The organism is Nocardiopsis eucommiae (assembly GCF_965344335.1).
GTDB lineage: Bacteria > Actinomycetota > Actinomycetes > Streptosporangiales > Streptosporangiaceae > Nocardiopsis > Nocardiopsis eucommiae.
This window is the reverse complement of the sequence record NZ_CBDRIY010000025.1, coordinates 12,769-38,128: the sequence shown is the minus strand read 5'-3', so window position 1 is coordinate 38,128 and position 25,360 is coordinate 12,769. Positions and strand designations below refer to the sequence as shown.

Sequence of the window (25,360 nt, the reverse complement as noted above, 5' to 3'; positions counted from 1 at the left end):
ACTGGCGAGACCGGCCCGCTGAACCTCGGCGGAGACGAGTCCGCCAAGGCCCCGGAGCGTGTCACGGTGGGTGAGCGACCGCGACCGCGCGTCGACCTCAGGGCGATCTTCGGCCTGGAGTCCGGCCCCTGGGCCTGGACCACCGCGCTCCAGGCGACCGTCGCGATGACCGTCTCCTTCGCCCTGGCCTCGCTGATCTTCGGCCCCCAGATCGGCACGCTCGCCGCCCTGGGCTCCATGACCGTCCTCTACGAGAAGAAGACCCCCTACGCGTACCGCGCCGCCGCCCTGGCCCTGGTGGGTCTGGGGTTCGTCGCGGCGGTGACCGTCAACTCCCTGGCCGCCTCACTCTCCCCATGGGCGGCGGTGGCCTCCATCGGACTGACCGCCGGGATCGCCACCTGGGTGTGCGCCGCCTGGCGGGTGGACAAGCCCGGGACGATGTTCTTCGTGCTGGTCGCCACCATCTCCACCATCGCCCCCGGCGGCCTGGCCGAGGTTCCCCTGCACGCGCTGGTCGCCGCCCTGGGCGCGGCGGTGGGCTGGACCGTGTCGATGTCCGGAGCCCCGCTGCGGGCCCGCCACCCCGAGTACAAGGCGGTGGCCGCGGCCTACCGGGAGCTGGCCACCCTGCTGCGGGCGGTGGGCACCGCAGACCTCGACCACGCCCAGCACGCGGCGTCGGTGGCGCTCGCGGAGGCCTGGCGGATCGTGCTGCTCGGCCAGACGCGCGGCTACCGCACCACGGCCGAGGCCGCGCGCCTGCGGGCGCTGCTGCGCTGGGTCTCCGACATCCACCTGGCCGCGACCCAGGTCTGCATGGCCCGGCCCACCGCGCTGCCCGAACGGGCCGCGGACTTCGCCGACCGGATGGCCCTGGCCGTCGCGGACCCGGCCAGCGCCCCCGATCCGGACTCGCTGGACGACCTTCGCCGGGGCATGCGCCCCCGCTCGCTGGAGGCGCGCCTGTACAACCTGCTGTCGCGCGCGGCCCAGTCCGCGCGACGCGGTTCGGACGAGGAGGAGGACGACAAGCGCACCGCGGACCTCCACGACGACCGCTACCCGGCGCTGTGGAGCTCGCTGCGCTCCAGCCTGAGCGGCGACTCGCTGATCCGCCCGACCGCGCTGCGCATGTGGCTGACGGTGACCCTCGCGGGCGCGTTCGGGCTCTCGATGGGCCTGGACCACTACTACTGGGTGGCCCTGACCACCACGGCGGTCCTCCAGGGCGGCAACGTGGTGCTGACCATGAACCGGTCGGTCCAGCGCTCGCTGGGCACGCTGCTCGGTGTGCTGGGCGGCGTCGCGCTGCTCACCCTCGACCTGCCCCTCGTCGCGGTGATCGTCCTGGCCGGGCTGTTCCAGGGCGCCACCCAGCTGGTGGTGGGACGCAACTTCTTCTACGGGTCGGTGCTGCTGACCCCGATGGCGCTGATGCTGTCGTACACCGCCAACCCCTACCCGGTGGCCGAGCTCGCGGGCTCCAGGATCATCGACACCCTGGCGGGATCGGCCTTCGGCATGGCGGGCTCACTGCTGCTGTGGCGGCGGGCCTCCGCCACCCGGCTGCCACAGGCGATCGCGAACGTGCTGGAGAGCACCCGCCAGTGCATGATGGCGGTGCTGGACCAGGACGTGGAGATCACCGAGGAGCGCCGCTACCGTCTGCGCCGTGACATGCGGGCCGCCCTGGTCAGCCTGCGCGGTGTCTACGACAGCGCGATCGGCGACGTCCCCCGGGCCGCCTCCACGCGTCCGCTGTGGCCGGTGGTGGTGGCCACCCAGCGGATCGGCTACCTGGCCCTGGCCGCCCTGTCGCAGGACCGCAGCCCCGACCCCGCGGGGGCCATCACCCTCCAGCGGGTGGACCTGGCCTTCCACGAGCTCATCTCCGCGATGGAGGAGCGCCGCACCCCGAGGCTGGGCGCCCTGCCGCGCCTGCCCGCCTACCCGAGGATCAACATGGAGCTGCGGGCGCTGGCCAACTCCATGACCAGCGCCGTCGCCCAGGACGAGCGCTCCGCCCAGCAGGAGGCCGAACGTCGGGCCCAGCGCGAGCGGCGCCGAGCCCAGAAGGACGTCGACGCCGACCTCTAGCCCGGCCCCGCGCGGTCGCCCTAGGGAGTGTTTTTTTGGATGCTTTCGCCGGTGGCGGCGGAGCCGCCATCGATGCGAGCGGCCGCCAGGCCATCTCTCGCAAGTCGATGAGCGAAGGCCAGCCCGGGGTTGGCTGTCCGAGCTTCATCGGCGCGGCGAGAGGCAGCCTGGCAACGCGAGCGCGGAATGATCCAAAAAACACGACCTAGGGGACCACGGCGAAGGCGCGCACCGGGAACGCCGCCACTCCCCGCACCTTGGCGGGGACCGCGTGGAACCGGAAGCCCTCCTCCGGCAGCTGGTCGAGGAGGCACAGGTGGGTGACGATCGGGACACCCGCCGCCAGCAGCGCGGCCTGGACGGGGCGGGAGCCCTCGGTGGAGGGCGCGGTGTCGTCGACGCTGACCGAGTCGACGCCGACCAGGGTTGCGCCCGACTCCACCAGGGCCTTGGCGGCGGTCTCGGTCAGGTGCGGATGGTCGAACGAACCGTAGGCCTCGGTGCGCCAGTGCCGGTCCCAGCCGGTACGGACCAGGACGGCCCGCCCGCGCAGGTCGAGCCCCGCGAAGGCCTCGGGACCGATCTGACGTCCCTCGGTGGCGGTGACCACCACTCCGGGGAGGTCCGCGACGCGTTCCAGGTCGAGGTCGGCGGGGTCGGCCCCGTCCCGGTAGCGGTGGGCGGGGATCTCGACGTGGGTGCCGGTGGCCCCCACCATGCTGACGCGGCCGCTGCTGTCTCCGTGGCCGGGGACGGCCCCCGCGACGGTGGTGCTCTCCTCGATCACCGGCCGCGGCAGGCCGGGACACGTGCTCATCCCGTCGGTGATCTGGTGGCTGACGTCGACCAGTTTCGCCATGGCTGTCTTCCTCGTTCGCGTCCGGAGGGGACCCCCGACCTGGATCAGAGGTCTAGACCATAAGCCTAGCGCGCGTGTCCCAGGTCACGGCAGTGGTCGGCGACACCGACTTCGACGAACCCGGCCCCGGCGGATCACCACGAACCCGGATAAGCTCTGGTGGCGCGGTCACGGGCGACCCACCCCCTCGTCGCCGCACACCGCGCTCCCACGCGAGTTCCGCGACCCACCGAGAAGGGGCTACCTGTGTCACCGTACGGAGCGGCCAAGGCCGTCGTCGCACCCGTCACCCGTGTGATGTGGCCCCAGAAGGTGGAGGGCGCGCACCTGGTCCCGGAGGACGGCCCGGTGATCCTGGCCGCCAACCACCTGTCGAACTTCGACCCCCTCTTCCTCGGCCTGGCCTGCCCCCGGCAGGTGCGGTTCATCGCGAAGAAGGAGCTCTTCGACGAGAGCACGTTCCTGCGAAGACTGCTCTCCCGCGCCCTCAGGGCGCTGGGGCCGGTCTCGGTGGACCGCCGTCCCGGACAGAGCTCCCAGGAGGCCATGAACAACAGCGTGGAGGTCATCAAGGGCGGCGAGGTGTTCGGCATTTTCCCCGAGGGCTCCCGCTCCCCCGACGGCCGCCTGTACAAGGGACAGACGGGTCTGGCCTGGCTGGCGTTGAGCACGGGGGCTCCCGTGGTCCCGGTCGCGCTCACCGGCACCGGGCACATCCTTCCCCCCGGCCGCAGGCTTCCGTCCTTCAACCGGGTGGGTGTGCGTTTCGGGGCGCCGGTGGACCTGTCACCCTGGGAGGGCCAGGCGGACAGGGCGAAGGCGCGTCGGGAGTCGACCGACGCGATCATGGGCGCGATCGCGAAGCTGTCCGGACAGGAGCGGATCTCCCGGTACGCTGCCTCAGTCAAGGCGGAGCTCGAACAGCAGTGACTTTCCCCACAGCCCCCACGGGGCTGAATCCCCCTTGACGAGGCGTTGACCCCAGACTGAGGGGCCCTTTCGGTGAGGCCACACACGGCCTCTCGCCTGGATCGCGGCCACGGGGTGGCGATCCGGAGCCTTTCCCCTCCCTGGCGGGGAGAGCAGAATTCCCTACCCTTATAGTAGGTTTTTCCGGTGGTGACATCGGATAGATTAGGCAAGCCTTACCTATGGCGTCCGACCCTGGCGCGAAGACTTGGAGCTGTGCGATGACGCGACCACTGCGAGTGGGAATCGTTGGTGCGGGCCCCGCGGGAATCTACGCCGCGGACCTGCTCACCAAGGACGAGACCCTGTCCTCGTGCGGCACGTCCGTCAGCATCGACATCCTCGACAAGCTGCCGTCCCCCTACGGCCTGGTCCGCTACGGCGTGGCCCCGGACCACCCCCGGATCAAGCAGATCCAGGGGGCCCTGCACAAGATCCTCGACAAGCCGGAGATCACCTTCTACGGCAACGTCGAGTACGGCGTGGACCTCAAGCTGGAGGACCTGCGCCGCCACTACGACGCGGTCGTCTTCGCCACCGGCAGCGACCGCGACCGTCCCCTGGACATCCCCGGCGTCGACCTGCCCGGCAGCCACGGCGCCGCCGACTTCGTCTTCTGGTACGACTCCCACCCGGACGTCGCCCCCTCCTGGCACGTCGACGGCACCAGCGTGGCCGTGATCGGCGCGGGCAACGTGGCCGTGGACGTCGCGCGCATCCTGGCCAAGGACGCCGACGACCTGCTGTCCACCGACATCACCGACAACGTGTACGAGGGTCTGCGCGCCAAGCAGATCACCGACGTGCACGTGTTCGCCCGCCGGGGCATCGCCCAGTGCAAGGCCACCCCGATGGAGCTGCGCGAGCTGGACAAGCAGCCCGGCGTCGAGGTCCTGGTGTACGCCGAGGACTTCGACATGGACGAGGGCAGCCTCCAGGCCTGCGAGGAGTCCAACCAGGTCAAGACCAACGTCAAGGTCCTCCAGAACTGGGCGATCCGGGACGAGCGCGGGGCCGAGCGCCGCCTGCACCTGCACTTCCTGCACTCGCCCGTGGAGATCCTCGGTGAGGACCGGGTCAGCGGTATCCGCACCGAGCGCATGGAGCTGACCGGAGACGGCAGCGTCAAGGGCACCGGCGAGTTCGTGGACACCGAGGTCCAGGCCGTCTACCGGGCCATCGGCTACCTGGGCTCGCCCCTGACCGACCTGCCCTTCGACGAGGACCGGGGGGTCGTCCCCAACTCCGGGGGCCGGGTCCTGGACCTGGACGAGAAGCACGTGGACGGCGTGTACGCCACCGGCTGGATCAAGCGCGGCCCGGTCGGCCTCATCGGCCACACCAAGGGCGACGCCCTGGAGACCGTGACCAACCTCGTGGCCGACCGCGAGGCCTTCACCCCCGCCGCCGAGCCCGACCCGGCGGCCTTCCGGTCCCTGCTCGCCGAGCGCGGTGTCGAGTACACCACCTGGGAGGGCTGGAAGCGCATCGAGGCCCGCGAGGAGGAGCTGGGCGCCGAGCGCGGCCGCAAGCGCCTCAAGCTGCTCAGCCGTGAGGAACAGACCAGCGTCGCACGCCAGGCGTAGCCGCGTGTGAGCTTCCCGGCCGGTCCCGTACCCCTTTGCGGGACCGGCCCTTCGTCTTTACCCGATCTTCGCCATGTGGCACCGTGAGATTGCGCATGGAGCTCTCCCCGGGTTCGTGGAACAACTCCTCGGGCGTATGGGTTAGAGTCACTGTTGGTCGGTGTGGTAGCAAGTGTCCCCCGGGCCTCAACTATTGCCTTCGCGGAATACCGTGTCCGGCACCCGCCCCTCGCGGGTGGGCTGATCGGACGGCCAGGAGCCCCGTTGTGCCCCGCGCCGAGAGGCGACCGCCATGCCGACCTCATCCTCGTGCCCCGCTCCCACCGAGGTGGGAGCGGGGCATCGTGGTATCTCCAGGAAAACGCAACGAAGGACGGTCAGGCGTGGACGAACGGTCCCCCCGGCAGCCGGATTCCTCCGGGCCGCCCGAGGATTCGAACGGTACGGAGGCGCGTCGGTCGCGCCCGGAGAACCCCTACCGCATCCCGGAACGGCCCTCGGCTCCCCGCCCCTCGGACACCGGGAACTTCGGGTTCGAACACCCGCGCCCGGTGGACCCGCCGGTGTCGCCGGTCTCCGAACCCGGGGAGTCGTGGAGCGCTGACGCCGGTCAGCATGGCGGCGGCGAGTCCGCGCCCGGCGACGGTCACGACGGGTCGGACGAACCCTGGGGCACCCCGTACCGGGGTGCGCCCCAGGGGTCCGAACGGGATTCCGTGCCCACCGCCGACGAGCCCCGCGAGCCGTGGGACACTCCCGGCACGCCCTCGTCCCCGAGCTGGGGTTCGTCGCCCGAATCCCGGGCGTCGTCGGAGAACTGGGACGCACCCGAGGCCTCCTCCGACAGCTGGGACGCACCTGCCCCGGCCTCCTCCCGGGACGGCTGGGACGCTCCCGCGTCCCCTCAGGTCACTTCGGAGAGCTGGTCCGGTTCGGCTGAGGAGCAGGAGCCGTGGGGTACCCCGGTCCCGCCCTCGAACGAGGACCCGGCGGACAGCTGGGGGTCGCCCCCGCCGCTCTCCGAGTCGAGCCGTGGATCCACCTCCGAGCCACCGGCGCCGCAGACCTCAGCCAACGGCTGGGACTCCCCCACGACCTCGACCGAAAGCTGGGAGTCGACCACCGACTCACAGGCCACGCGGAACGAGTGGAACGCCCCGTCCGGTCCACAGGCACCAGCCGACACCTGGGGAACCACCGCCCCCTCGACCGAAAGCTGGGGATCAGCCCCCGTCCCCCACGCCACGCGCGAGGAGTGGAACACCCCGTCCGGTCCACAGGCACCAGCCAACGGCTGGGACTCCCCCACGACCTCGACCGAAAGCTGGGAGTCGACCACCGACTCACAGGCCACGCGGAACGAGTGGAACACCTCCTCCGGCCCACAGGCACCAGCCGACACCTGGGGAACCACCGCCCCCTCGACCGAAAGCTGGGGAACCACCGCCCCCTCGACCGAAAGCTGGGGAACCACCGCCCAGGCCTCCGAGCCCGGCTGGGGAACCACCCCCGAGCCGCAGCCCTCGACGGACGGCTGGGGCGCGCCCGCGGATGCGTCGTCTGCGCAGTACGGCTGGGACGCCTCGTCCGGGCCGCAGACGCCCTCGGACAGCTGGGGCACGCCGGTCCCGCCTCCGGGATCGCGCGAGGGCGCGCACGCCTCCGGTGAGGAGCCCCACGAGCCGTGGGGCACCCCGGTCGCACCCGTGCCCAGGGACACCCCCGGGCACGCTCCCCAGGACGGCTGGGCCCGGACGGCCCAGGGCCACGAGCCCGTCGGTCCCCCCGCCGAGTCCTGGGAGACCCCGTACGGGGGCCAGCCCGCCTACCAGGGCGACACCCCCTACCCGGGGTCCGCTCCCGATCAGCACGGCGAGCCCGGGGCACAGGAGCGGAACGGTCAGGGTGCTGGCTACGAGTACCTCTACGGCGGAGCCGGAGCGCCCGACGGACCCGGCGGCCCCGAGGGCCCGCGGGGGCCCGGTGGTCCCGGTGACGACGACGGCTACGACGGCTACGACGGCTACGACCAGGGGCCGCCGCCCAGGAAGTCCCGGCGCGGACTTGTCATCGGCGTGGTCGCGACCGTGGTCGTGCTCGCCCTGGTCGGCGCGGGAGCCGGTTGGTACGTCTACACGCTGCCGCAGCCCGAGGAGGCCACTTCCGAGTTCGAGGCCGCCTGGGAGGAGCAGGACTTCGCCCGTCTGGCCGCCGTCACCACCGGTGACGACGCCGAGGCGATCCTCGGCGGAATCGACTCCGGCCTGGGTGTGGACGGTGTCGACGTCGAGGTCGGCTCCCCCACCACCGACGGCGGCACCGGCAGCGCCCCCTACGAGGTCACGCTGTCGCTGACCAACGCCAGTGACTTCGGCTGGGAGGGTGAGCTCCCGTTGGTGCGGGAGGACGGCGAGTGGCTGGTCGAGTTCTCCCCCGAGGTCGCCTACCCCGGGCTCGGTGAGGGCCAGATCCTCACCCGCACGGCCGTGTGGGGCGAGCGCGGACAGGTCCTGGCCGCCGACGGCACCCGTCTGGACGCCCCGGACGTGTCCGGTTCGATCCAGATGATCGTGGGCGAGCTGGGCGAGGCCGACGAGGACGACGTCGAGCGGCTGGGTCCGGCGTACGACGTGGGTGACACCATCGGCAAGACCGGACTCCAGCGCACCTACGAGGAGCGGCTGGCCGGGGAGGCCGCCACGACCATCGTGATGGTGGACGCGGCCGAGGTCGAGGGCGGCGAGGCTCCGGAGGTCACAGAGGAGAACACCGTCGCCTCCCTGGACGGCTCCGACGGTGAGTCCATCACCACCAGTTTCGACATGGGCGTCCAGAACGCGGCCGCCAACGCGATCATCGACGCCGACGACCCCGCCGGTCTGGTGGCGGTCCGCCCCTCGACCGGTGAGGTCCTGGCGGCGGTGAACGTGCCCGGCGGCTTCAACCGCGCCTTCGAGGGCCAGTACCCGCCGGGGTCGGCCTTCAAGATCGTCACCTACAGCTCGCTCCTGGACAACGGTCTGTCGGTGGACGCCACCATGGACTGCCCGGAGGAGTACGAGCTGGGCGGGTGGCCGTTCCGCAACGCGGGCGGCGGAGAGTACGGCCAGCAGTCGGTGTCGGAGGCGTTCGCGACCTCCTGCAACACCGCGCTGGTGCACGAGATCGGCCAGATCCTGAACCCGGAGACCCTCCAGGCCAGCGCCGAGCAGTTCGGGATGAACGCTCCGCTGGACATCGGTGTCACCACCCAGGAGCCGAGCTTCCCGCCCGTGGACAGCACCACCATGATGGGCGCCCAGGGCATCGGGCAGGGCCAGATCCTCACCTCGCCGCTGCACATGGCGACGGTCCCCGCCGCCGTCGCGGACGGCTCGTGGCGTCAGCCGGTGCTGGTCACCGAGCCCGCCAGGGACGACCTACGCGAGCCCCAGGCGATCGGGAACGCCGAGGCCCTGCGTCCGATGATGCGCGAGGTCATCACGGACGGCACGGCCAAGGACGCCGGATTCCAGGGAGACGTGTTCGGCAAGACCGGCTCCGCCGAGTTCGGCACCGCCGACGACGCCGACGAGGACGACGAACTGCCCACCCACGCGTGGATGGTCGGTTACAAGGGCGACGTGGCCTTCGCCCTCGTGGTCGAGGGTGGCGGAGGCGGTGGGTCGGTCGCCGGCCCGCTGGCCGCCAAGTTCACCAACGCGCTGTAGCCGGGCGCGCGTGTGGCCCCGCTCGGAGACGCTCCGGGCGGGGCCTTCGTCGTGGTGTGGCGCCGGCGGTCAGTCGGCGGGCGCGGGGACGCGGTCCGCTGTGCCGCCCTCCGGCGCCGGTTCGGTGCCCTGTGAGGTCTCCGCGGGGCGTGGAACGTCCGGCTGCGGGGCGCTCGGCGTGAGCACGAACAGCAGGACCAGCAGCCCGGCGGTGAAAGCGGCGATCAGTCCGCAGGCGACCCAGGGCCGCCAACTTCGCAGACCGGGGTCGATGGGGGCGTCGGGATCATCGCTCCCGAAGGCCTCCAGGCGTCCGGCCAGCGCCGGAGCCTCCTCGCTGAGCTGTCGCTCTATTTCCGCGAGGATGCGTCGTTCGTGCTCTCGCAGGGACATGGAACCCTCCTCGGCCATGAGGGAAGGACTGTCGTCACCGGATGTCCTGAGTCTCCCCCGGGTACGGTCCGGATATCCAAGGGTTCGGCGTATTTTCGCACCGCATTTCACTGTTGATGGCAGATAAAGCGATTTGTTCCATGATGTGAGAACCGCGTTCCGCCCCGGGGCGCCTCCGCTCAGTCCGGGTAGCACTCCACCTCGGCGGCCTTGACCCCCGCCCAGACCGTGTCCCCCCGGGCCAGCCCCAGCTCGGCCAGGGCGGCGGGGGTGATGTCCGCCACCAGGGAGAGCGGCCCCGTCAGGTGCACGCGGACCTGGTCGCCGAAGCGCTCGATCCCCTCCACTGTCAGCCGCCACACGTTGCGCGTGCTGCCATGGGGGTGCTCCGGGTACAGGGCCACCGCGCGCGGCGGGAAGGCCACCAGGGCGGGGCCCTCGTGCGGTTCGCGCACCGCGACCCGGGCGACGCCGTCCCCGTCCGGACCGGCCGCCAGGGCGACCGACTCCCCCTCGCCCCGACCACGGAAGAGGTTGAGCCCCACCAGGCGGGCGACGTAGGAGGTGCGCGGGCGCCGGGCCACCTCGGCGGGTTCACCACGCTGCACGACCCGGCCCGACTCGATCACGGCGATACGGTCGGCCAGAACCATGGCGTCCAGGGGGTCGTGGGTGACCAGGACCGTCACACCGTCGAAGTCCTCCAGAAGGTGGCGCAGCCTGGCCCGGACGTCGATCCGGGTGCTGGCGTCCAGGGCCGCCATCGGTTCGTCCAGCAGCAGCAGGCGCGGCCGGACCGCCAGGGCACGGGCCAGCGCCACCCGCTGTGCCTGGCCTCCGGACAGCTGCCGGGGCCGCGCGTGGGCGTGGTCGGCCAGGTCCATGTGGTCCAGCAGTTCGGCGGCGCGGGAGCGCGCCTCGGTCCTGCCCGCTCCCTGGCAGCGCGGTCCGAAGGCGACGTTGTCCAGGGCGCTGAGGTGCTCGAAGAGCAGGTAGTCCTGGAAGACCATGCCGATGGGCCGGTGCTCGACGGCGGTGGCGGTCTCGTCGACGCCGTCCACCCGGACGTGTCCCCCGGAGAGCGGGACCAGCCCGGCCAGGGCGCGCAGCGCGGACGACTTGCCCGCCCCGTTGGGGCCGAGCAGGGCGACGATCTCCCCCGGTTCCGCGGACAGGGTCACGTCCAGGGCGAAGGCGCCCCGGGTGAGGCGCAGGTCGGCGTCGAGCCCGCGGGCGGTGGTCGGGGCGGTGGGCCTCACGAGGCGTTCACCCACCTTTCGCGCAGGGTGGCCAGGACCACCAGGGACACCAGGAGCAGGACGAGGCTGAGCACGATGGCGGCCTCGGGGTCGCGCTGCATGGCCATGTAGACGGCCAGCGGCATGGTCTGGGTGGCGCCGGGGAAGTTCCCGGCGAAGGTGATGGTCGCGCCGAACTCACCGAGGGCGCGCGCCCAGCAGAGCACGGCCCCCGCCCCGATCCCGGGCAGCACCATCGGCAGGGTGACGCGGGTGAAGACGGTCACGCGGTCGGCGCCCAGGGTGGCGGCGGCCTCCTCATAGCGGCGGTCCGCACCGCGCAGGGCTCCCTCCACGCTGATCACGAGGAACGGCATGGCCACGAACACCTGCGCGATGACCACGGCGGCGGGCGTGAACGGCAGGGTGAGCCCGAACCAGGCGTCCAGGTACCGGCCCACCAGACCGTTGCGGCCCAGCACCAGCAGCAGGGCCACACCGCCCACCACGGGCGGGATCACCAGGGGGACGGTCACCAGGGCCCGGACGAACCTGCGGCCGGGGAACTCGGTGCGGGCCAGCAGCCAGGCGAGGGGGACTCCGAGCAGGAGCGAGACGACGGTGGCCACGGTGGCGGTGGACAGCGACAGCCACAGGGCCGCGAGCACGGTGGGGTCGGTGACGCGGGCGCCCATGGTGGGCCAGGGCGCGCGGACCAGCATCCCGGCGAAGGGCAGGACGAGGAAGAGCACGCCCGCGACGGCGGGGACGACCAGGATCCAGGGGACCCGCCCGGACTTCGGGCGCGGGGCCCGCCCGGACTTCGGGCGCGGGGCCCGCCCGCGCGAGGCGGGCCCGGAGCGGCCGGGTGTCGCGGCGCTCACGGTGTGCCGAAGCCCGCGTCCCGGAGGACGGCCGCGCCCTCGTCGGAGGTGACCGCCTCGACCCACGCGCTGGCGAGCGCGGAGTCGCCGGAACTCGACAGTACGCCGATCGGATAGTCGTTCACGGCCTCCTCGGCCTCGGGGAACTCCAGTCCCTCGACCCGGTCCCCCGAGGAGATGACGTCCGTGGAGTAGACCAGGCCCGCGTCCACCTCACCCAGTTCGACCTTGGTGAGGACGGCGCGGACGTCCTCCTCGTAGGTGACCGGGGTGACGTCCAGGCCGGAGGCGTCCAGCGCGGCCGTGGTCGCGGCCCCGCAGGGCACCTCCTCGGCGCAGAAGGCCACCTGCACGCCGTCGTCCGCGAGGTCGGCCAGGTTCTCGATCCCGGCGGGATTGTCCGGCGGCACGGCGATCCGCAGGGTGTTGGTGACGAAGACCAGCCCGTCCTCGCCGTGTTCGGCCGCCCAGTCGGCGTTCAGGCCCTCGCCCGCGACCACCTGTTCCATGGTGGCGGTGTTGGCGGCGGCGAACACGTCTGCGGGTGCCCCGGAGTTGATCTGCTGGGCCAGCTCGCTGCTGCCCGCGAAGTTGAAGGTGACCTCGACGTCGGGGTGCCGGTCCCGGAAGTCCTCCGCGATCTCGGTGAAGACGTCGGTGAGGGAGGCGGCGGCGAAGACGGTGAGCTCCCCGGTGAGGGCCCCCGCGGAGTCGGCGCCGTCACCGGGCTCGGTGTCCTCGGCGCCACAGGCGGTCAGGACGACGCAGAGGGCCGCGACGGCGGCGAGCCCGGACGCTGGGGGACGGTGGCCGGTGCGGTGGGGGACGCTCTCACGCATGGAGTTCTCCGGTGGTCTCGACGATGACGTTGGTGGACTTCACGACGGCCGTGGCCGCGCTCCCGATCTCCAGGCCGAGCTCGTCGGCCGCCTCGCGGCTCATCAGGGAGACCACCCGGTGCGGTCCGGCCTGGATCTCGACGCTGGCCATGACCTGGTCGCGGACCACCTGGGTGACCAGACCGCGGAAGCGGTTGCGCGCGGAGGAGACGCGGCGGCCCGGGTCCTCGTCGGCCCCGGCCCGCATGAACGCGGCGAGCTCGGCGCCGTCCACGTGACGGCGGCCGGAGGCGTCACGGGTGGCGGCCAGGCGGCCGGAGTCCACCCATCGGCGCACGGTGTCGGCGCTGACGCCGAGCAGGTCGGCGGCCTCGCTGATCTGGAAGGTCGGCATGGGAAAGAACCTACTACTCGCACATACGAGGTTTTGACGTACTTGGACCTGGCAAATCATAGCTTCGTGGCCCGTATTCGGCGAATATGCCAGACGGAGCCCGACGCGCGACAGGCGGGACCGGGGGCGGGCAGGTCCGGAGGTGGACCCCCGGACACACGAGAACGGGCCCGCCCCCCGTGTGGGGAGCGGACCCGTCGGCCCCGTCGGTTCGGAGGTCAGCCGCGCGGGGCGGCGATCTCGCTGACCGGGCCCTCGGCCCGGTAGTCGTCCAGGGCGGTGACCACGTATCCGGCGCCGTCGTCCAGCGGCTCGGTGTCGGTCAGCGTGGGCTCACCGGTCATGCCGACCAGGTTCTCCGGGGCGAGCGCGGCGCAGTAGGCCTCCTCGTCACCGGCCTCCAGCGCTCGGGCGGCCTCGGCGGGCAGACGGTAGACCGCGTAGAAACGGGCGTCGTCGATGGCCTGCCACTCCACCTTCACCTCACCGTCCCCGACCTCGGCCGAGACCTCGGTGGGAGCGCCGACCCGGGGGCCGTCGTCCTCGGGTGACTCGATCACCGGAGGCAGCGCGGGCTGGGCGTAGTGGGACTCCTTCAGGTGGTCCACCGCGTCCGGGTTGTCGCGCATGCTCTTGATGGAGAAGTAGACGTCACCGGAGACCTCGTCGAGCCCGCCCGAGTAGTCGAGCTGGGTGCTCAGCGCGTCGTCGTCGGTCCAGCCGCTCTCCCCGAGACGGTAGGCGCCCTGGCCCACGTACAGGTCCACGTCGGTGCCCTCGACCTCGTTGGCCCACCAGTCGGTCATGGCCTCGTAGTCGGCGGTGGAGAAGCCCCGCTCCCAGTACAGCTGGGGCGCGACGTAGTCCACGGTCCCCTCCTGGATCCAGGTGCGGGTGTCCGCGTACTGCGCGTCGTAGGACTGCAGGCCCGAGCTGGGCGAGCCCGACGCGTCGGTGCTGTCGTTGCGCCAGATGCCGAACGGGGAGACGCCGAAGCTCACCCACGGCTTGGTCTCCTGGATCTGGCCGTGCACGTCGCGCATGAGCTGGTCGACGTTGTCACGCCGCCAGTCGCCCCGGTCGTCGAAGTCGCCCCCGTGCTCCTCCCAGGTGGCGTCGTCGTCGAAGGTCGCGCCCTCCTGCGGGTACGGGTAGAAGAAGTCGTCGAAGTGCATGCCGTCGACGTCGTAGCGTTCGACGACGTCCATGATGACGGAGGTGACCCACTCCCGGACCTCGGGGTTGCCCGGGTCCACGTAGGCCTCCTTGCCGAAGTCCACCAGCCAGTCGGGGTTCTGCTTGACGGGGTGGTCGTCGGCGAGGTTCTCGACGTCGGGGTCCTGGAGGCCGACCCGGTACGGGTTGAACCAGGCGTGCAGCTCCAGGCCGCGCTTGTGCGCCTCCTCCACCGCGTACTCCAGCGGGTCGTACCCCGGGTCGCCGCCCTGCTCACCGGTGAGGTAGCGCGCCCACGGTTCGAGCTCGGACTCGTACACGGCGTCTGCGGTGGGCCGGGCGTGCAGGAACACGGCGTTGAGGCCCATGTCGACGGACTCGTCGAGCCACTCGTCGAGTTCGGCCTTCTGCTCGTCGGCAGAGAGGCCCGGCTCGGAGGGCCAGTCGATGTTACGGACGGTGGTGAGCCAGGCGCCGCGCATCTGACGCTTGTCGTCGTCGGTCCCGCACTGGGCGGGCGCGGCGATGCCCTCGCCACCGGGGACGGCGGCCTCGGCTCCCGCCTCGGGGCCACCCTCCTTAGCGGAGCACCCCGCCAGCAGCACCGCGGCCGCCGCGGCGGCCGCCGCCCATCGCACTCCGGCTCGCGGCGTACCCACGTCCCGTGCCTTCGAACGCATCAACAACAGATCTCCTTCGGGAGGTCCGCGTGTCGCCGTCCGCTTGGCGCCACGCCGCGAACCACAGTAGGGCAAGATGTCAATTTTCGGACACGATTCGGCCATAATGTGGATAACGTCGCACGCGGTGCTCAACGGGAATCTTTTGCCAGGTCAACGAAGCACCGCCGGGGCGGCGCTTCCGGCAGGCCACACCCCGGTCCGGGCAAAGTTCTCCCCCGGGGCCACGACGAGGCCGGGGAACGGTCCCACCGTGAAACGCCCTGACGGGACCGACCCGGGACACGACGTCCCAGGCCACGTCCTAGAATCGAGTCCCGTGAACGCCGTGCCGCACCCCCAGAAGCAGAGCCATCCGAACCCCGACGCCAGGAAGCTGTTCGTCCGCACCGTCGCCCTGCGTGACCGCGCCGACAGCAGTCTGGTCCGACGTCTTCCCGACGGGGTACCGCTCGCCTGGCTGTCGGGGGACGACGGCATCGTGGGCTGGGGCGAGGCCGCCCGGCTGGAGTGCGCACCGCTTCCGGAGGGCACCGCGCCCACCGACACCAGCCGGTTCGACGAGGCGGCGCGCTGGTTCGACGCCCTGCTGGAGCGCGCCGAGGTCGAGGACGAGGTCGACCTGCCCGGCACGGGACTGGTCACCTTCGGCACGTTCACGTTCGCGCCCACCTCCGCGGGTTCGACGCTGATCGTGCCGCGTGTGGTCGTGGGCCGCCGTGCCGGGCGCACCTGGTTGACCACCGTCACCGACGAGCCCGGCACCCATCCCGAGGAACTGCTGCGTCCCGGTTCCGCGCCGCGTCCCGTCGGCCCCGTGCGGTGGCGTCCCGGTTCGCTGACCCGCGAGGAGTGGATGGGCGCCGTGGCCGGGACGGTCGCGCGCATCCGCGCCGGTGAACTGGAGAAGGCCGTACTGGCCCGGGACTCCTTCGCCGACGCCGACGCCCCCGTCGACGTGCGCGTGCTGTTGGAGAGGCTGCGCACCCGCTTCCCCGCCTGCTTCACGTTCTCCGTGGGCGGCATGGTCGGCGCCACCCCCGAACTCCTCCTGCGCCGTGAGGGCGACCAGCTCACCTCCCTGGTCCTGGCCGGGACCCGTCCCCGGGGCGAGGACACCGAGTCCGACCAGCGCCTGGGTCAGGAGATGCTGGCCTCCGCCAAGGACGTCGAGGAGCACGGGCTGGCGGTGGACTCCCTGCGGGCCGCCCTGGAGCCACTCTCCGAGGAGCTGGTGGTCCCGGCCTGGCCGCACCTGCTCAGACTCGCCAACGTGCAGCACCTGGCCACGCGCGCGCACGCCCGCCTCTCCCCGGAGGTGTCCGCCCTGGACGCGGTGGCGGCGCTGCACCCCACGGCCGCCGTGGGCGGTACCCCCACCGCGACGGCGATGCGCCTCATCGCGGAGGTGGAGGGCATGGACCGGGGCGGATACGCCGGGCCGGTGGGCTGGCTGGACGGCGCGGGCAACTCCGAGTGGGGGATCGCGCTGCGCTGTGCCCACGTGGACGGCGCCCACGCGCGCCTGTACGCGGGCGGGGGGATCGTGGCCGGTTCGGACCCGGTCTCGGAGGTGGCCGAGGCCGAGTCGAAGTTCCGGGTGATGCGTGAGGCCCTGACCGACCCCGAGGCCTGAGCCCCGGGGCCAGCCCTGGCCAGGGCTCGGGGGCCGGAGGCCGGGGCCCGTTCCCCGGCCGGGTACGCGCGGTCGGCGGTTCACACGGGGGAAACACGGGCACGGCAGGCTCGCGGTATGCACGTCACACTGGTCCCCTGGGACGATCCCGACGCCGTCGCGCTCCGCCTCGGCCAGCGGCGGGAGATCGCCGCACGCTACGCCACCCCGGACTCCGAGCCGGGGACCCCGCCCTCCGCCGACGACATCGCGGTGTTCGCGGTGGTGCGCGACGACGACGGCACCGCCGTGGGCTGCGGCGGCCTGCGGGACCTGGGTGACGGACGCGGCGAGGTCAAGCGCATGTTCGTGCGACCGGAGAGCCGGGGCTCGGGCGCGTCGGGGGCCCTGCTGAGCGTCCTGGAGGGGTGGGCCCGCGAGCGGGGCTGGACGTGTCTGCGTCTGGAGACCGGCGACCGCCAGCCGGACGCGGTGCGGTTCTACACGAAGGCCGGGTACGGCCCCATCGCCGCCTTCGGCGCCTACGCGGACGCCCCCGGCTCACTGTGCTTCGAGCGGGCCCTGTGAGGCGCCGGCCCGTGTGAGGCGCCCGCACGAGGAACCGGCCCCGGTTCCTCCCCCACGACGGAGGGAACCGGGGCCGGTGGTCTGCTCCGGGCCGACACGGCCCGGTCGCACCCTCCGGGTGCGGTGATCAGGTGCCGATGTCGCGGCCGCCCTTGTGCCAGGCGCACACCACGGACGGGCGGGGGAAGTCCCCGTCCGGCCAGAGGCTGGTCGGCTGCTCGACCGTGCCGTTCTCGCCCGGGTGCTGCGGCGCGAGGAAGACGGTCTTCTGGTCCTCGGTGATCAGCGGGCCGCACGTCTCGGCCTCGACCGGGACGGTGGCGAAGGTCCGCAGTTCGCCACGGAAGCGGCCCTCGACCGGGACCACGTGCAGGGCGTCGTTGATGCCCAGGCTGCCCGGCTGTCCGTCGGTGGAGATCCACAGGTTGCCGTGCTTGTCGAAGGCCACGTTGTCGGGCGCCGAGATCGGCATGACCCTGGACTTGTCGAACCCGGCGAAGTAGGTGGACTCGTCCTCGGGGTCGCCGCAGACGATCGGCACGATCCAGGTGAACGTGGTGGCCCCGGAGTCGGAACCGTCCTCGATGATCTCCAGGACGTGTCCGAACTTGTTGGGGCCGCGCGGGTTGGGTTCGTCGGCCTGGCCGGGCTCACGCGCGCTGTTGTTGGTCAGCGCGCAGTAGACCTTGCCGGTCACCGGGCTGGGCTCGAAGTCCTCGGGGCGGTCCATCTTGGTGGGGCCGACCCGGTCGGCGGCCAGACGGGTGTGGATCAGCACCTCCGCCACGGAGAAGCCCTCCACGAAGCTCTCGGTGTCGGTGCAGAGCGGGATCCACTCGCCGGTGCCGTCGAACTCGCCGTCGGAGGGCAGCGCGCCCGTGCCGTCGATCTCGTCGGAGGGGCTGTTGCCCTCCAGCCGGGCCACGTAGAGCGTGCCGGAGTCCAGCAGCGTCATGTTGTGTCTGCGGGAGCCCTCGACGTACTTCTTGGCGCTGACGAACTTATAGATGTAGTCGAAGCGCTCGTCGTCACCCATGTACGCGGCCACGCGGCCGTCCTCGGTGAGGTTGACGTTGGCGCCCTCGTGCTTGAAGCGGCCCAGCATGGTGCGCTTGGCCGGGGTGGAGTCGGGGTCGTGCGGGTCGATCTCCACGATGTAGCCGAAGCGGTGCGCCTCGTTGGGGTGCTTGGAGAGGTCGAAGCGCTCGTCCACGCGGTCCCAGCGGCGCCCTCCACGGCTGGTGGAGAAGCCGTAGCGGGCGTAGGGCTCGGTGTCGGGTGCGGCGACGAAGTACTGGTTGTAGTTCTCCTCGCCGCTGAGGATGGTGCCCCAGGGGGTGGTGCCGCCCGCGCAGTTGTTGAGCATGCCCAGGACCCGCGTGCCCTCGGGGTCGGCCTCGGTGCGCAGCAGTTCGTCCCCGGCGGCGGGGCCGGTGAGCCGGAACTCCGTGCCGAGGTGGACGCGCCGGTTGAAGGCCCGTTCGCCTTCGGAGAGCACCCACTGGCCGGTGCCGTCCACCCGGTCCAGTTCCACCACGGAACCGCCGTGGGCGGCCATCGCCACGCGGATCCACTCGAGGTCGGCGTCCGCGCCGTCGGAGTAGCCGCGGAACATCAGTTCCTCGTTGGTGTACTCGTGGTTGACCCACAACAGGCCGCTGTCGTCGTCCAGCGGAAGGAAGCCGACGTAGTCGCAGTTGTAGCCGAACTGCCGCTCCTGGGCCTCGGCGGTCTGGTTGTCGAAGTCGAACTCCGGGGCGTCGGGCAGGACGGGGTCGCCCCAGCGCACGATCACGTGGTGGTCGTAGCCCTCGGGGACCGTGACCGCGTCGAGGTTGTTGGGCTGGACGCTCTTGAAGGTGGGGCGGGGCGAGGGGTGCGGTCGGCCGGGGCCTCTGTCCGCGGCGGCCGGGCTCAGGGCGGCCAGGCCGAGGGCGCCGGCTCCGGCGCCGACCGCCGCTCCCCTGAGCGCGGTGCGCCGGGAGAGCACGCCCTGGAAGATGTCACCGAAGTACGCGTTGTCGCTCCTGTTGGGAGCGGGGTGGAAGCAGGCGTTGCCGCACCGGTACTCGCAGGTCTTGGGGGAACGTCCTCCTCCGACTCCGAGCAGGGGCAGGAGGCGGCGGCGGGGCGCGGATGGGGTCACACGTTCTCCTCGGGGATCGTGACCGCTCACGCGCCCCGTCGGGCTGCGGGGCTCCGCTCGGAGGCGCGACAGCGATCGTGCAGGAGGTCCTGCCTGGTCGCTCACGACCTTGGCCGAGTTTTCACACGCGATGGTGAAACCCGGGTGAACGCGTCGACAACTCCCCAGGCACGCCCGGGGGCATCACCCAGCAAAGTCGTACGAACACACACCGTCGGACCACTTGTGGTGATCCTCGCCTACCGACTCGATCACGTCCAGATGCCTCGCCCGGCGTCGCGGGTGTCTTCTGACGATCTGACCGCATGTGTCACGCCACATGTGCCCCATGCCTCCCCTGAGCCAGTCGCGCTCGAAGCGGTACGTCCCTCCTCGACGGCTCGGCGGGTCAGCGTCCCGCGCGGCCCACGGGGACCACGAGCGGGCCTCCGGAGACCGGGTCCTCGGTGACGACGGCCTCCAGGTCGAAGGCCTCGCGCAGCAGTGCGGGGGTGAGCACCTCGGCGGGCGTCCCGCTGGCCACCACCCGACCGTCACGCATGGTGATGATGGTGTCCGCGTAGCGGGCCGCGAGGTTGAGGTCGTGCAGGACCATCACGATGGTGCGGCCGCCCTGCCGGTGCAGGTCGCGGACGAGGTCCAGGACGTCCACCTGGTGGACCAGGTCCAGGAACGTGGTGGGCTCGTCCAGCAGCAGCAGGTCCGTGCCCTGGGCCAGGACCATGGAGATCCACGCGCGCTGGCGCTGGCCGCCGGACAGCTCCTGGAGCGGGGTGTCGGCCAGCTCCAGGAGGCCGGTCCGTTCCAGGGCGGTGGAGACGGCCCGGTGGTCGTCCCCCGACCACTGCCGGTACCACTTCTGGGAGGGGTGACGCCCGCGCGCGACGAGGTCCGCGACGGTGAGGCCGTCGGGGGCGGTCGGCTGCTGCGGCAGGACCCCCAGCACCTGGGCCACCTCCCGTGTGGGCACCCGGTGGATGTCGCGGCCGTCGAGCTCCACCACACCGGCGCGTGGGCGCATGAGGCGGCCCAGGGCGCGGAGCATGGTGGACTTCCCGCAGCCGTTGGGTCCGATCACGCAGGTGACGGTGCCCTCGACGATGTCGGCGTCCAGACCGTCGACGATGGTGCGTTCGTCGTAGGCCAGGGTGAGGCCGCGGGCGCTCAGCCGCGCCCTGGGCGCGTCGGCCATGGCGGGCGCCGTGTCCGGGAGCGGGCTCGGGTGGGTCTGTTCGGTGGTCACGCCTGGACCTTTCGGTTGCCGCGGACGAGGAGGTACACGAGGTAGAGGGCGCCCAGGCAGCCGGTGACGATGCCGACGGGGAGCTGGACGGTGCCGAAGAGGTTGCGGGCCACGAGGTCGGCCCCGGCCACCAGGGCGGCCCCGACCAGGGCCGAGAGCAGGACCGGCGGCCGTGCCGCGCGACCCAGTCTCAGGGCGATCTGCGGGGCCGCCAGCGACACGAAGAGGATGGGCCCGGCCGCCGAGGTGCCGAACGCGGCGAGGAGCACGGCCAGCGCGAGCATGCCCGTGCGGGCGGCCTCCACGCGCACACCGAGGCTGCGGGTGACGTCGTCGTCGAAGGAGAGGGCGTCCAGCGTGCGCGCACCGGCCAGGGCCAGCGGCAGCAGGACGGCGAGGGCGACCGCCACGGGCAGGGCGTGGGTCCAGGTGCGCATGGAGAGGCTGCCCGCGATCCACACCATGGCCCGGCCGCTGTCGTTGACCTCCCCGAGGGTGAGCATCCAGAGGGTGACGTTCATCAGGACGGTGGACACGCCCACGCCCACCAGCAGGAGGCGGAAGCCGTCGACGCCGCCGCGCCAGGCCAGCCCGTAGCAGAGCGCCCCGGCGGCCAGGCCGCCGATCAGCGCCAGCGCGGGGACCCCGATCTGGGCGAGGGGGCCGCTGACGATCCCGTAGCTGCCGCCGAAGGCCATCACCGCCACCACGCCCGCGCTGGCGCCGTGGGTGACCCCGAGCAGGTCGGGGCTGGCCAGCGGGTTACGCATGATCGCCTGGGTGATGGCTCCGGCGGCGGCCAGCGCCGCGCCCGCGAGCAGGCCGACCACCACGCGCGGCATCCGCACCCGCCAGATGGTGAAGTACTCGTCGTAGCTGGTGCCGACGACGTTGGCCCACACCTGGCCGGGGGCGACGAAGACGTCCCCGACGGAGAGGTTGAGCCCGGTCAGGGCCACGACCACCACGGCGGTGAGCGTCGCGACGGCGACCAGGCGCGGGCGGAGCGGGACCGTGACGGGGCCGAGGGTGATCGCCCGGGCCCGGCGTGCCAGGGGGTCGCGCGGGGGCGGGGGGTCGAGGGTGGCGGTCACAGCGCGAACAACCTCCGGCGGCGGACGACGTGGATGAAGAAGGGGGCGCCGACCAGGGCGAGGACCACCCCGACCTGGAGTTCGCCGGGCGGGGCGAGGAACCGGCCGAGGATGTCGGCGGCGAGGAGGAGGACCGCGCCCATGAGGGCCGAGTAGGGGATCAGCCAGCGGTAGTCGGCGCCGACGATGCCCCGTGCCAGGTGCGGGACGATGAGGCCGACGAAGGCGATGGGACCGCAGGCCGCGACGGTGATGCCGGTCAGGAGGGTGATGGCGGCCAGGCCGACGAGGCGGGCCCGTCCGATGCGGAACCCCAGGGCGCGGGCGGTGTCCTCGCCCAGGGCCAGGGCGTTGAGGGCACGGGCGTTGACCAGGGCGAGCACGGCGCCGACGAGGACGACGGGGACCATCTGGGGGATGATCGACGGGTCGCGGCCGGAGAGGGATCCGACCCTCCAGAACCGGAAGTTCTCCATGGTGGACTGGTCGAGCAGGACCAGCCCGGAGGCGATCGAGTAGGCCATCCAACTGATGGCGGTTCCGGCGAGCGCCAGGGTGACGGGGGTGGGTCCGCGTCCGGGGACCGAGGCCACCGCGTACACGACGACCACGGCGGCACCGGCCCCGGCGAAGGCGAACCAGGCCTGGGTGTGCAGGGCGGTGACACCGAAGAAGTGGATGCCCGCCACGACGGCGAGGGCGGCGCCGAAGGTCACCCCGAGGATGCTGGGGTCGCCCAGGGGGTTGCGGGTGTGGCCCTGCATGAGGGCGCCGCCGAGGCCGAGGCTGATCCCGGCCAGGAGGCCGAGCACGGTGCGGGGCAGGCGGATCTCGTTGACGATCGTGTCGGCCTCGGGCCCCGCGCCGGTCGTCAGGGCCTGCCAGACGGTGACGGGGTCGAGGGTGCGGGCGCCCACGAGCACGCTGGCGGCGAGGGCGACGGCGAGCAGCGATGTGAGCAGCACCAGGCCGCCCAGTCGGCGCGATCGTCGGGCGTCGACGGCGGAACGCGCCGGTTCCCGGGAACGCGTTGCCCCGCCCGCTTCCTGGGTCGGGACTGTGGTCCGGCTCACCCGGCCTCCCCTCAGAGAAAAGGCCAGGCAGACCTAAGTTAGGTTTGCCTAGCCACACTTGGATGATCTAAGTTTGCCACGGTTCACACCAGAGAGTCACCCCGTCCGACCGTTCGTCAAGTTCCGGCAGCTCGTCGCGGCAACCTCGACGGAGCGGCACCGGGACCACCCACACCCCTTCGGGAGCCCCCACCATGAACCACCCCCTCCTCCCCCGCCGCCCGGGGCTGGCCGCGCTGGCGGCGGTCTCCTCACTGGCGCTGCTCACCGCGTGCGGCGCGGCCGGCCCCGGCGAGGACGCCGACGGCGGTGACGGCTCCGGCGACGGCGGGTCCGCCGAGGGATTCCCCCTCACCGTCGACCACGCCATGGGTTCCACCGAGATCCCGGCCGCCCCCGAGCGGGTGCTGCCGCTGGACTTCACGTACGTGGACGCCACCCTCGCCCTGGGCGGGAACGTGGTGGGCTACACGCAGATCGCGGAGAACCAGGACGGTCTGCCCGAGTACCTGTTCGAGAGCGACTGGAACACCGGCGACGCCGACGGGGCCGAGTCGGTCGGACTGCTGTGGGAGATCAGCCCCGAGCTGGTCGCCCAGACCCGGCCGGACCTGATCCTGTCCGCCGAGGTCCGCCACGGCGACGGCTACGACCAGCTCGCCGAGGTCGCGCCCACCGTGATGTCCGAGGACACCGGCGTCTCCTGGAAGGACAACCTGCGCCTGACCGGCGCGGCCCTGGGCCAGTCCGAGGAGGCCGAGCGCCTGATCACCGAGTTCGAGGACCGCGCGGCCGCCATCGGGGAGGAGATCGCCGAGACCCACGACGGAGGGGCCCCCACGGTGTCCGTGGTCCGCTTCGCCGGGGACGCCGAGGGCGTGCGCCTGTACACGCGCAACTCCTACGTGGGAGTGATCCTGGACGACCTGGGCCTGCCCGCCGGCGAGCACACCGAGACCGACTCCGAGGAGATCGCGACCTACCACAGCCCCGAGCGCCTGCTCGACCTGGAGGCCGACCGGATCCTGGTGGCCACCTACGACGACGGCGCGGGCGAGGTGGACGAGTCCAAGGACGACTACGTCACCAACCCGCTGTGGGACCAGCTGGAGGGCGAGAAGACCGACGTGGACGACGACTACTGGATGTCCGGCGTGGGCCTGATCTCCGCTCACGCGGTCCTCGACGACGTGGCCGAGGTCTTCGACGTCGACCCCCGGAACTGACCACCCTCGCGGGGCCCGGGCTCCGGGCCCCCCTGCCCTGCCCTGACCCGCGCACAGTCCGTGCGCGGACCATGACACGCCGAGAGGGAACCACCATGGAACCGCCCCGCTCCTTCGAGCACACGCCCGCCCTGTCCGCCGACGTCCTCCCGGAGGCGGTCCGCCGGGCCGCCCTGGAACTGGCGGCCTCCCCCGGTTCCGGGTACGTCTACGACCCGGCCCTGGCCGCCGACCGCGTGCGCACGCTGCGCGCGGCCCTGCCGGACTGGGCCCGCGTGTACTTCGCGGTGAAGTCCAACGGGTTCGCCCCGGTGCTGTCGCACCTGTCCGAGGCCGTGGACGGGTTCGAGGCGGCGTCGTTGAGCGAGGCCCGCACGGCCCTGGCCGCCCTGCGCGAACGGGAGGGGTCCGAGGGCGCCGACGGCGGTTCCGCCCGCGGCGAGCGGATCGCGGTGAGCGGTCCGGGCAAGACCCCGGAGATGCTCTCGGGCCTGGCCCGGCTGCGGGCCGAGCGGGGCGCCGACGTGGTGGTCAACGTCGAGAGCGAACTGGAGCTGCACCGGACCGCCGCCGCGGCCCGTGCGGCGGACGTCGTGCTCCCGGTGACGCTGCGCGTGAATCCCGAGCGGGTGCCGGTGAGCGGGTCCCTGGTGATGGGCGGCGCGCCGAGCCCCTTCGGTCTGCCCGAGCCCCGGGTTCCGGAGGCGGTGGCGACCGCGATGTCGCTGCCCGAGCTGGACCTGGTGGGGTTCCACGTCCACGCGGTGAGCGGCAACACCGACGCCGTGGCGCACGCCGCCTACGTGCTCTGGTGCCTGGAGTGGGCGGCGGAGACCGCCAAGCGCCACGGCGTGGACCTGCGTGTGGTGGACGTGGGCGGGGGGCTCGGGGTGCCGTTCGAGGAGGGTGACGGTGAGTTCGACCTCGCCGCCCTGGGCGCGGCCCTGACCGCGCTGCCCGACCCGGGGGTGGAGGTGGTGTTCGAGCCCGGCCGGTGGATCGCCGCGCCGACCGGCTGGTACGCGGCTCGGGTGACCGACGTGAAGTCGGCCTACGGCGAGCACTTCGCGGTGGTGCGCGGCGGCATCAACCAGTTCCAACTGCCCACCTCCTGGGAGATCAGGCACAACTTCGCCGTCGTGGAGGGCGGGGACTGGCCCCGGGACCTGCCGCGCCCCGGGGTGGAGGGTGTCTCGGTGACGGTCTCAGGAGAGCTGTGTACACCCGAGGACGTGCTGGCCAGGGACGTGCGGGTGGCGTCGCTGCGTGCGGGTGACGTGGTGGTCTTCCCCAACGCGGGCGCCTACGGCCACGAGTTCGCGATGCCCGCGTTCCTGGCGCATCCGGGTGCGCCGAGGAGGACGGTCGACACCCGCCGCACCCGCGCCCAAACGTGAACTTGAGCACTCCGACGGAGCATTGACTTGATTAGGTTAGCCTGCCCTAATTGAACCCGGCCACACCACGTCACCGAAACACCACGGTCGTTCCGGCGACACACCCACTCCCCCGCGGCACCCCGAGGACCCCGACGAAAGAGCGCCCCC

20 protein-coding genes are annotated in these 25,360 nt (G+C 72.3%); 8 read left to right on the top strand and 12 right to left on the bottom strand.

All coding sequences use genetic code 11. From position 1 onward, the window contains the following. The first annotated feature begins 18 nt into the window (after positions 1-18). Entirely contained in the window at positions 19-2,100 is a 2,082-nt protein-coding gene (locus tag ACRWK8_RS16980) for an FUSC family protein (RefSeq protein ID WP_431871494.1), read from the top strand. A gap of 205 nt (positions 2,101-2,305) precedes the next feature. Here the strand turns inward: ACRWK8_RS16980 and ACRWK8_RS16975 are convergent, their stop codons facing one another. After that, positions 2,306-2,959 carry a cyclase family protein gene (locus ACRWK8_RS16975; protein WP_431871445.1) on the bottom strand — a complete coding sequence of 218 codons (654 nt, stop codon included), beginning with the start codon at positions 2,957-2,959 and terminating at the stop codon, positions 2,306-2,308. A gap of 246 nt (positions 2,960-3,205) precedes the next feature. On the opposite strand from ACRWK8_RS16975, the gene ACRWK8_RS16970 reads away from it, so the two are divergent. Both ACRWK8_RS16970 and ACRWK8_RS16965 read left to right on the top strand, forming a co-directional pair. Beyond that, positions 3,206-3,889, top strand: coding sequence for a lysophospholipid acyltransferase family protein (locus tag ACRWK8_RS16970; protein ID WP_378736746.1), 684 nt, complete (start codon positions 3,206-3,208; stop codon positions 3,887-3,889). 278 nt (positions 3,890-4,167) lie between these two features. Continuing rightward, positions 4,168-5,514, top strand: a complete 1,347-nt coding sequence (locus ACRWK8_RS16965) for an FAD-dependent oxidoreductase (RefSeq protein WP_378736958.1) — start codon at positions 4,168-4,170, stop codon at positions 5,512-5,514. Positions 5,515-6,418: 904 nt separating this feature from the next. On the opposite strand, the gene ACRWK8_RS16960 is transcribed toward ACRWK8_RS16965, so the two are convergent. Further along, a complete protein-coding gene (locus ACRWK8_RS16960; RefSeq protein WP_431871443.1) occupies positions 6,419-7,135 on the bottom strand; it encodes a hypothetical protein in 717 nt (238 codons plus the stop codon). A gap of 85 nt (positions 7,136-7,220) precedes the next feature. Between ACRWK8_RS16960 and ACRWK8_RS16955 the strand changes: the two genes are divergently transcribed. Continuing rightward, positions 7,221-9,224, top strand: coding sequence for a penicillin-binding transpeptidase domain-containing protein (locus ACRWK8_RS16955; protein ID WP_431871441.1), 2,004 nt, complete (start codon positions 7,221-7,223; stop codon positions 9,222-9,224). 69 nt (positions 9,225-9,293) lie between these two features. Here the strand turns inward: ACRWK8_RS16955 and ACRWK8_RS16950 are convergent, their stop codons facing one another. The 6 genes from ACRWK8_RS16950 to ACRWK8_RS16925 all read right to left on the bottom strand — a co-directional run bounded on the left by ACRWK8_RS16950 (position 9,294) and on the right by ACRWK8_RS16925 (position 14,828). Then, positions 9,294-9,617, bottom strand: a complete 324-nt coding sequence (locus ACRWK8_RS16950) for a DUF3040 domain-containing protein (protein ID WP_378736753.1) — start codon at positions 9,615-9,617, stop codon at positions 9,294-9,296. Positions 9,618-9,796: 179 nt separating this feature from the next. Continuing rightward, entirely contained in the window at positions 9,797-10,876 is a 1,080-nt protein-coding gene (locus ACRWK8_RS16945) for an ABC transporter ATP-binding protein (protein WP_431871438.1), read from the bottom strand. Beyond that, entirely contained in the window at positions 10,873-11,634 is a 762-nt protein-coding gene (locus ACRWK8_RS16940) for an ABC transporter permease (protein WP_431871491.1), read from the bottom strand. The genes ACRWK8_RS16945 and ACRWK8_RS16940 overlap by 4 nt, the downstream gene beginning before the upstream one ends. Positions 11,635-11,735: 101 nt before the next feature. Further along, positions 11,736-12,578 carry a molybdate ABC transporter substrate-binding protein gene (gene modA / locus ACRWK8_RS16935; protein ID WP_431871436.1) on the bottom strand — a complete coding sequence of 281 codons (843 nt, stop codon included), beginning with the start codon at positions 12,576-12,578 and terminating at the stop codon, positions 11,736-11,738. Then, positions 12,571-12,972 (bottom strand): TOBE domain-containing protein, encoded by a 402-nt coding sequence (locus ACRWK8_RS16930; RefSeq protein WP_378736762.1) that lies wholly within the window; start codon positions 12,970-12,972, stop codon positions 12,571-12,573. Before ACRWK8_RS16930 ends, modA begins: the two co-directional genes overlap by 8 nt. Before the next feature lie 218 nt (positions 12,973-13,190). Beyond that, positions 13,191-14,828 carry a glycoside hydrolase family 10-like protein gene (locus ACRWK8_RS16925; protein ID WP_431871434.1) on the bottom strand — a complete coding sequence of 546 codons (1,638 nt, stop codon included), beginning with the start codon at positions 14,826-14,828 and terminating at the stop codon, positions 13,191-13,193. A gap of 319 nt (positions 14,829-15,147) precedes the next feature. Here ACRWK8_RS16925 and ACRWK8_RS16920 point away from each other — a divergent pair, with 319 nt between their 5' ends. Together ACRWK8_RS16920 and ACRWK8_RS16915 are read left to right on the top strand one after the other, a co-directional pair. After that, complete coding sequence (locus ACRWK8_RS16920) at positions 15,148-16,464, top strand: isochorismate synthase (protein ID WP_431871431.1); 1,317 nt, start codon at positions 15,148-15,150, stop codon at positions 16,462-16,464. 117 nt (positions 16,465-16,581) lie between these two features. Continuing rightward, a complete protein-coding gene (locus ACRWK8_RS16915) occupies positions 16,582-17,031 on the top strand; it encodes a GNAT family N-acetyltransferase (protein ID WP_431871429.1) in 450 nt (149 codons plus the stop codon). Between the two features lie 127 nt (positions 17,032-17,158). Here ACRWK8_RS16915 and ACRWK8_RS16910 read toward each other — a convergent pair whose 3' ends face one another. The 4 genes from ACRWK8_RS16910 to ACRWK8_RS16895 all read right to left on the bottom strand — a co-directional run bounded on the left by ACRWK8_RS16910 (position 17,159) and on the right by ACRWK8_RS16895 (position 22,587). Continuing rightward, positions 17,159-19,177, bottom strand: a complete 2,019-nt coding sequence (locus tag ACRWK8_RS16910) for a PhoX family protein (protein WP_431871426.1) — start codon at positions 19,175-19,177, stop codon at positions 17,159-17,161. A gap of 388 nt (positions 19,178-19,565) precedes the next feature. Further along, on the bottom strand, positions 19,566-20,420 hold the full coding sequence (locus ACRWK8_RS16905) for an ABC transporter ATP-binding protein (RefSeq protein ID WP_431871424.1): 855 nt from the start codon (positions 20,418-20,420) through the stop codon (positions 19,566-19,568). After that, positions 20,417-21,514, bottom strand: coding sequence for a FecCD family ABC transporter permease (locus ACRWK8_RS16900; RefSeq protein WP_431871422.1), 1,098 nt, complete (start codon positions 21,512-21,514; stop codon positions 20,417-20,419). The genes ACRWK8_RS16905 and ACRWK8_RS16900 overlap by 4 nt, the downstream gene beginning before the upstream one ends. Continuing rightward, positions 21,511-22,587, bottom strand: coding sequence for a FecCD family ABC transporter permease (locus ACRWK8_RS16895; protein ID WP_431871420.1), 1,077 nt, complete (start codon positions 22,585-22,587; stop codon positions 21,511-21,513). Before ACRWK8_RS16895 ends, ACRWK8_RS16900 begins: the two co-directional genes overlap by 4 nt. Positions 22,588-22,781: 194 nt before the next feature. Here ACRWK8_RS16895 and ACRWK8_RS16890 point away from each other — a divergent pair, with 194 nt between their 5' ends. Beyond that, entirely contained in the window at positions 22,782-23,813 is a 1,032-nt protein-coding gene (locus ACRWK8_RS16890; protein ID WP_378736778.1) for an ABC transporter substrate-binding protein, read from the top strand. A 95-nt stretch (positions 23,814-23,908) separates the two neighbouring features. Further along, a complete protein-coding gene (locus ACRWK8_RS16885) occupies positions 23,909-25,210 on the top strand; it encodes an alanine racemase (protein WP_431871417.1) in 1,302 nt (433 codons plus the stop codon). Positions 25,211-25,360: the final 150 nt, after the last annotated feature.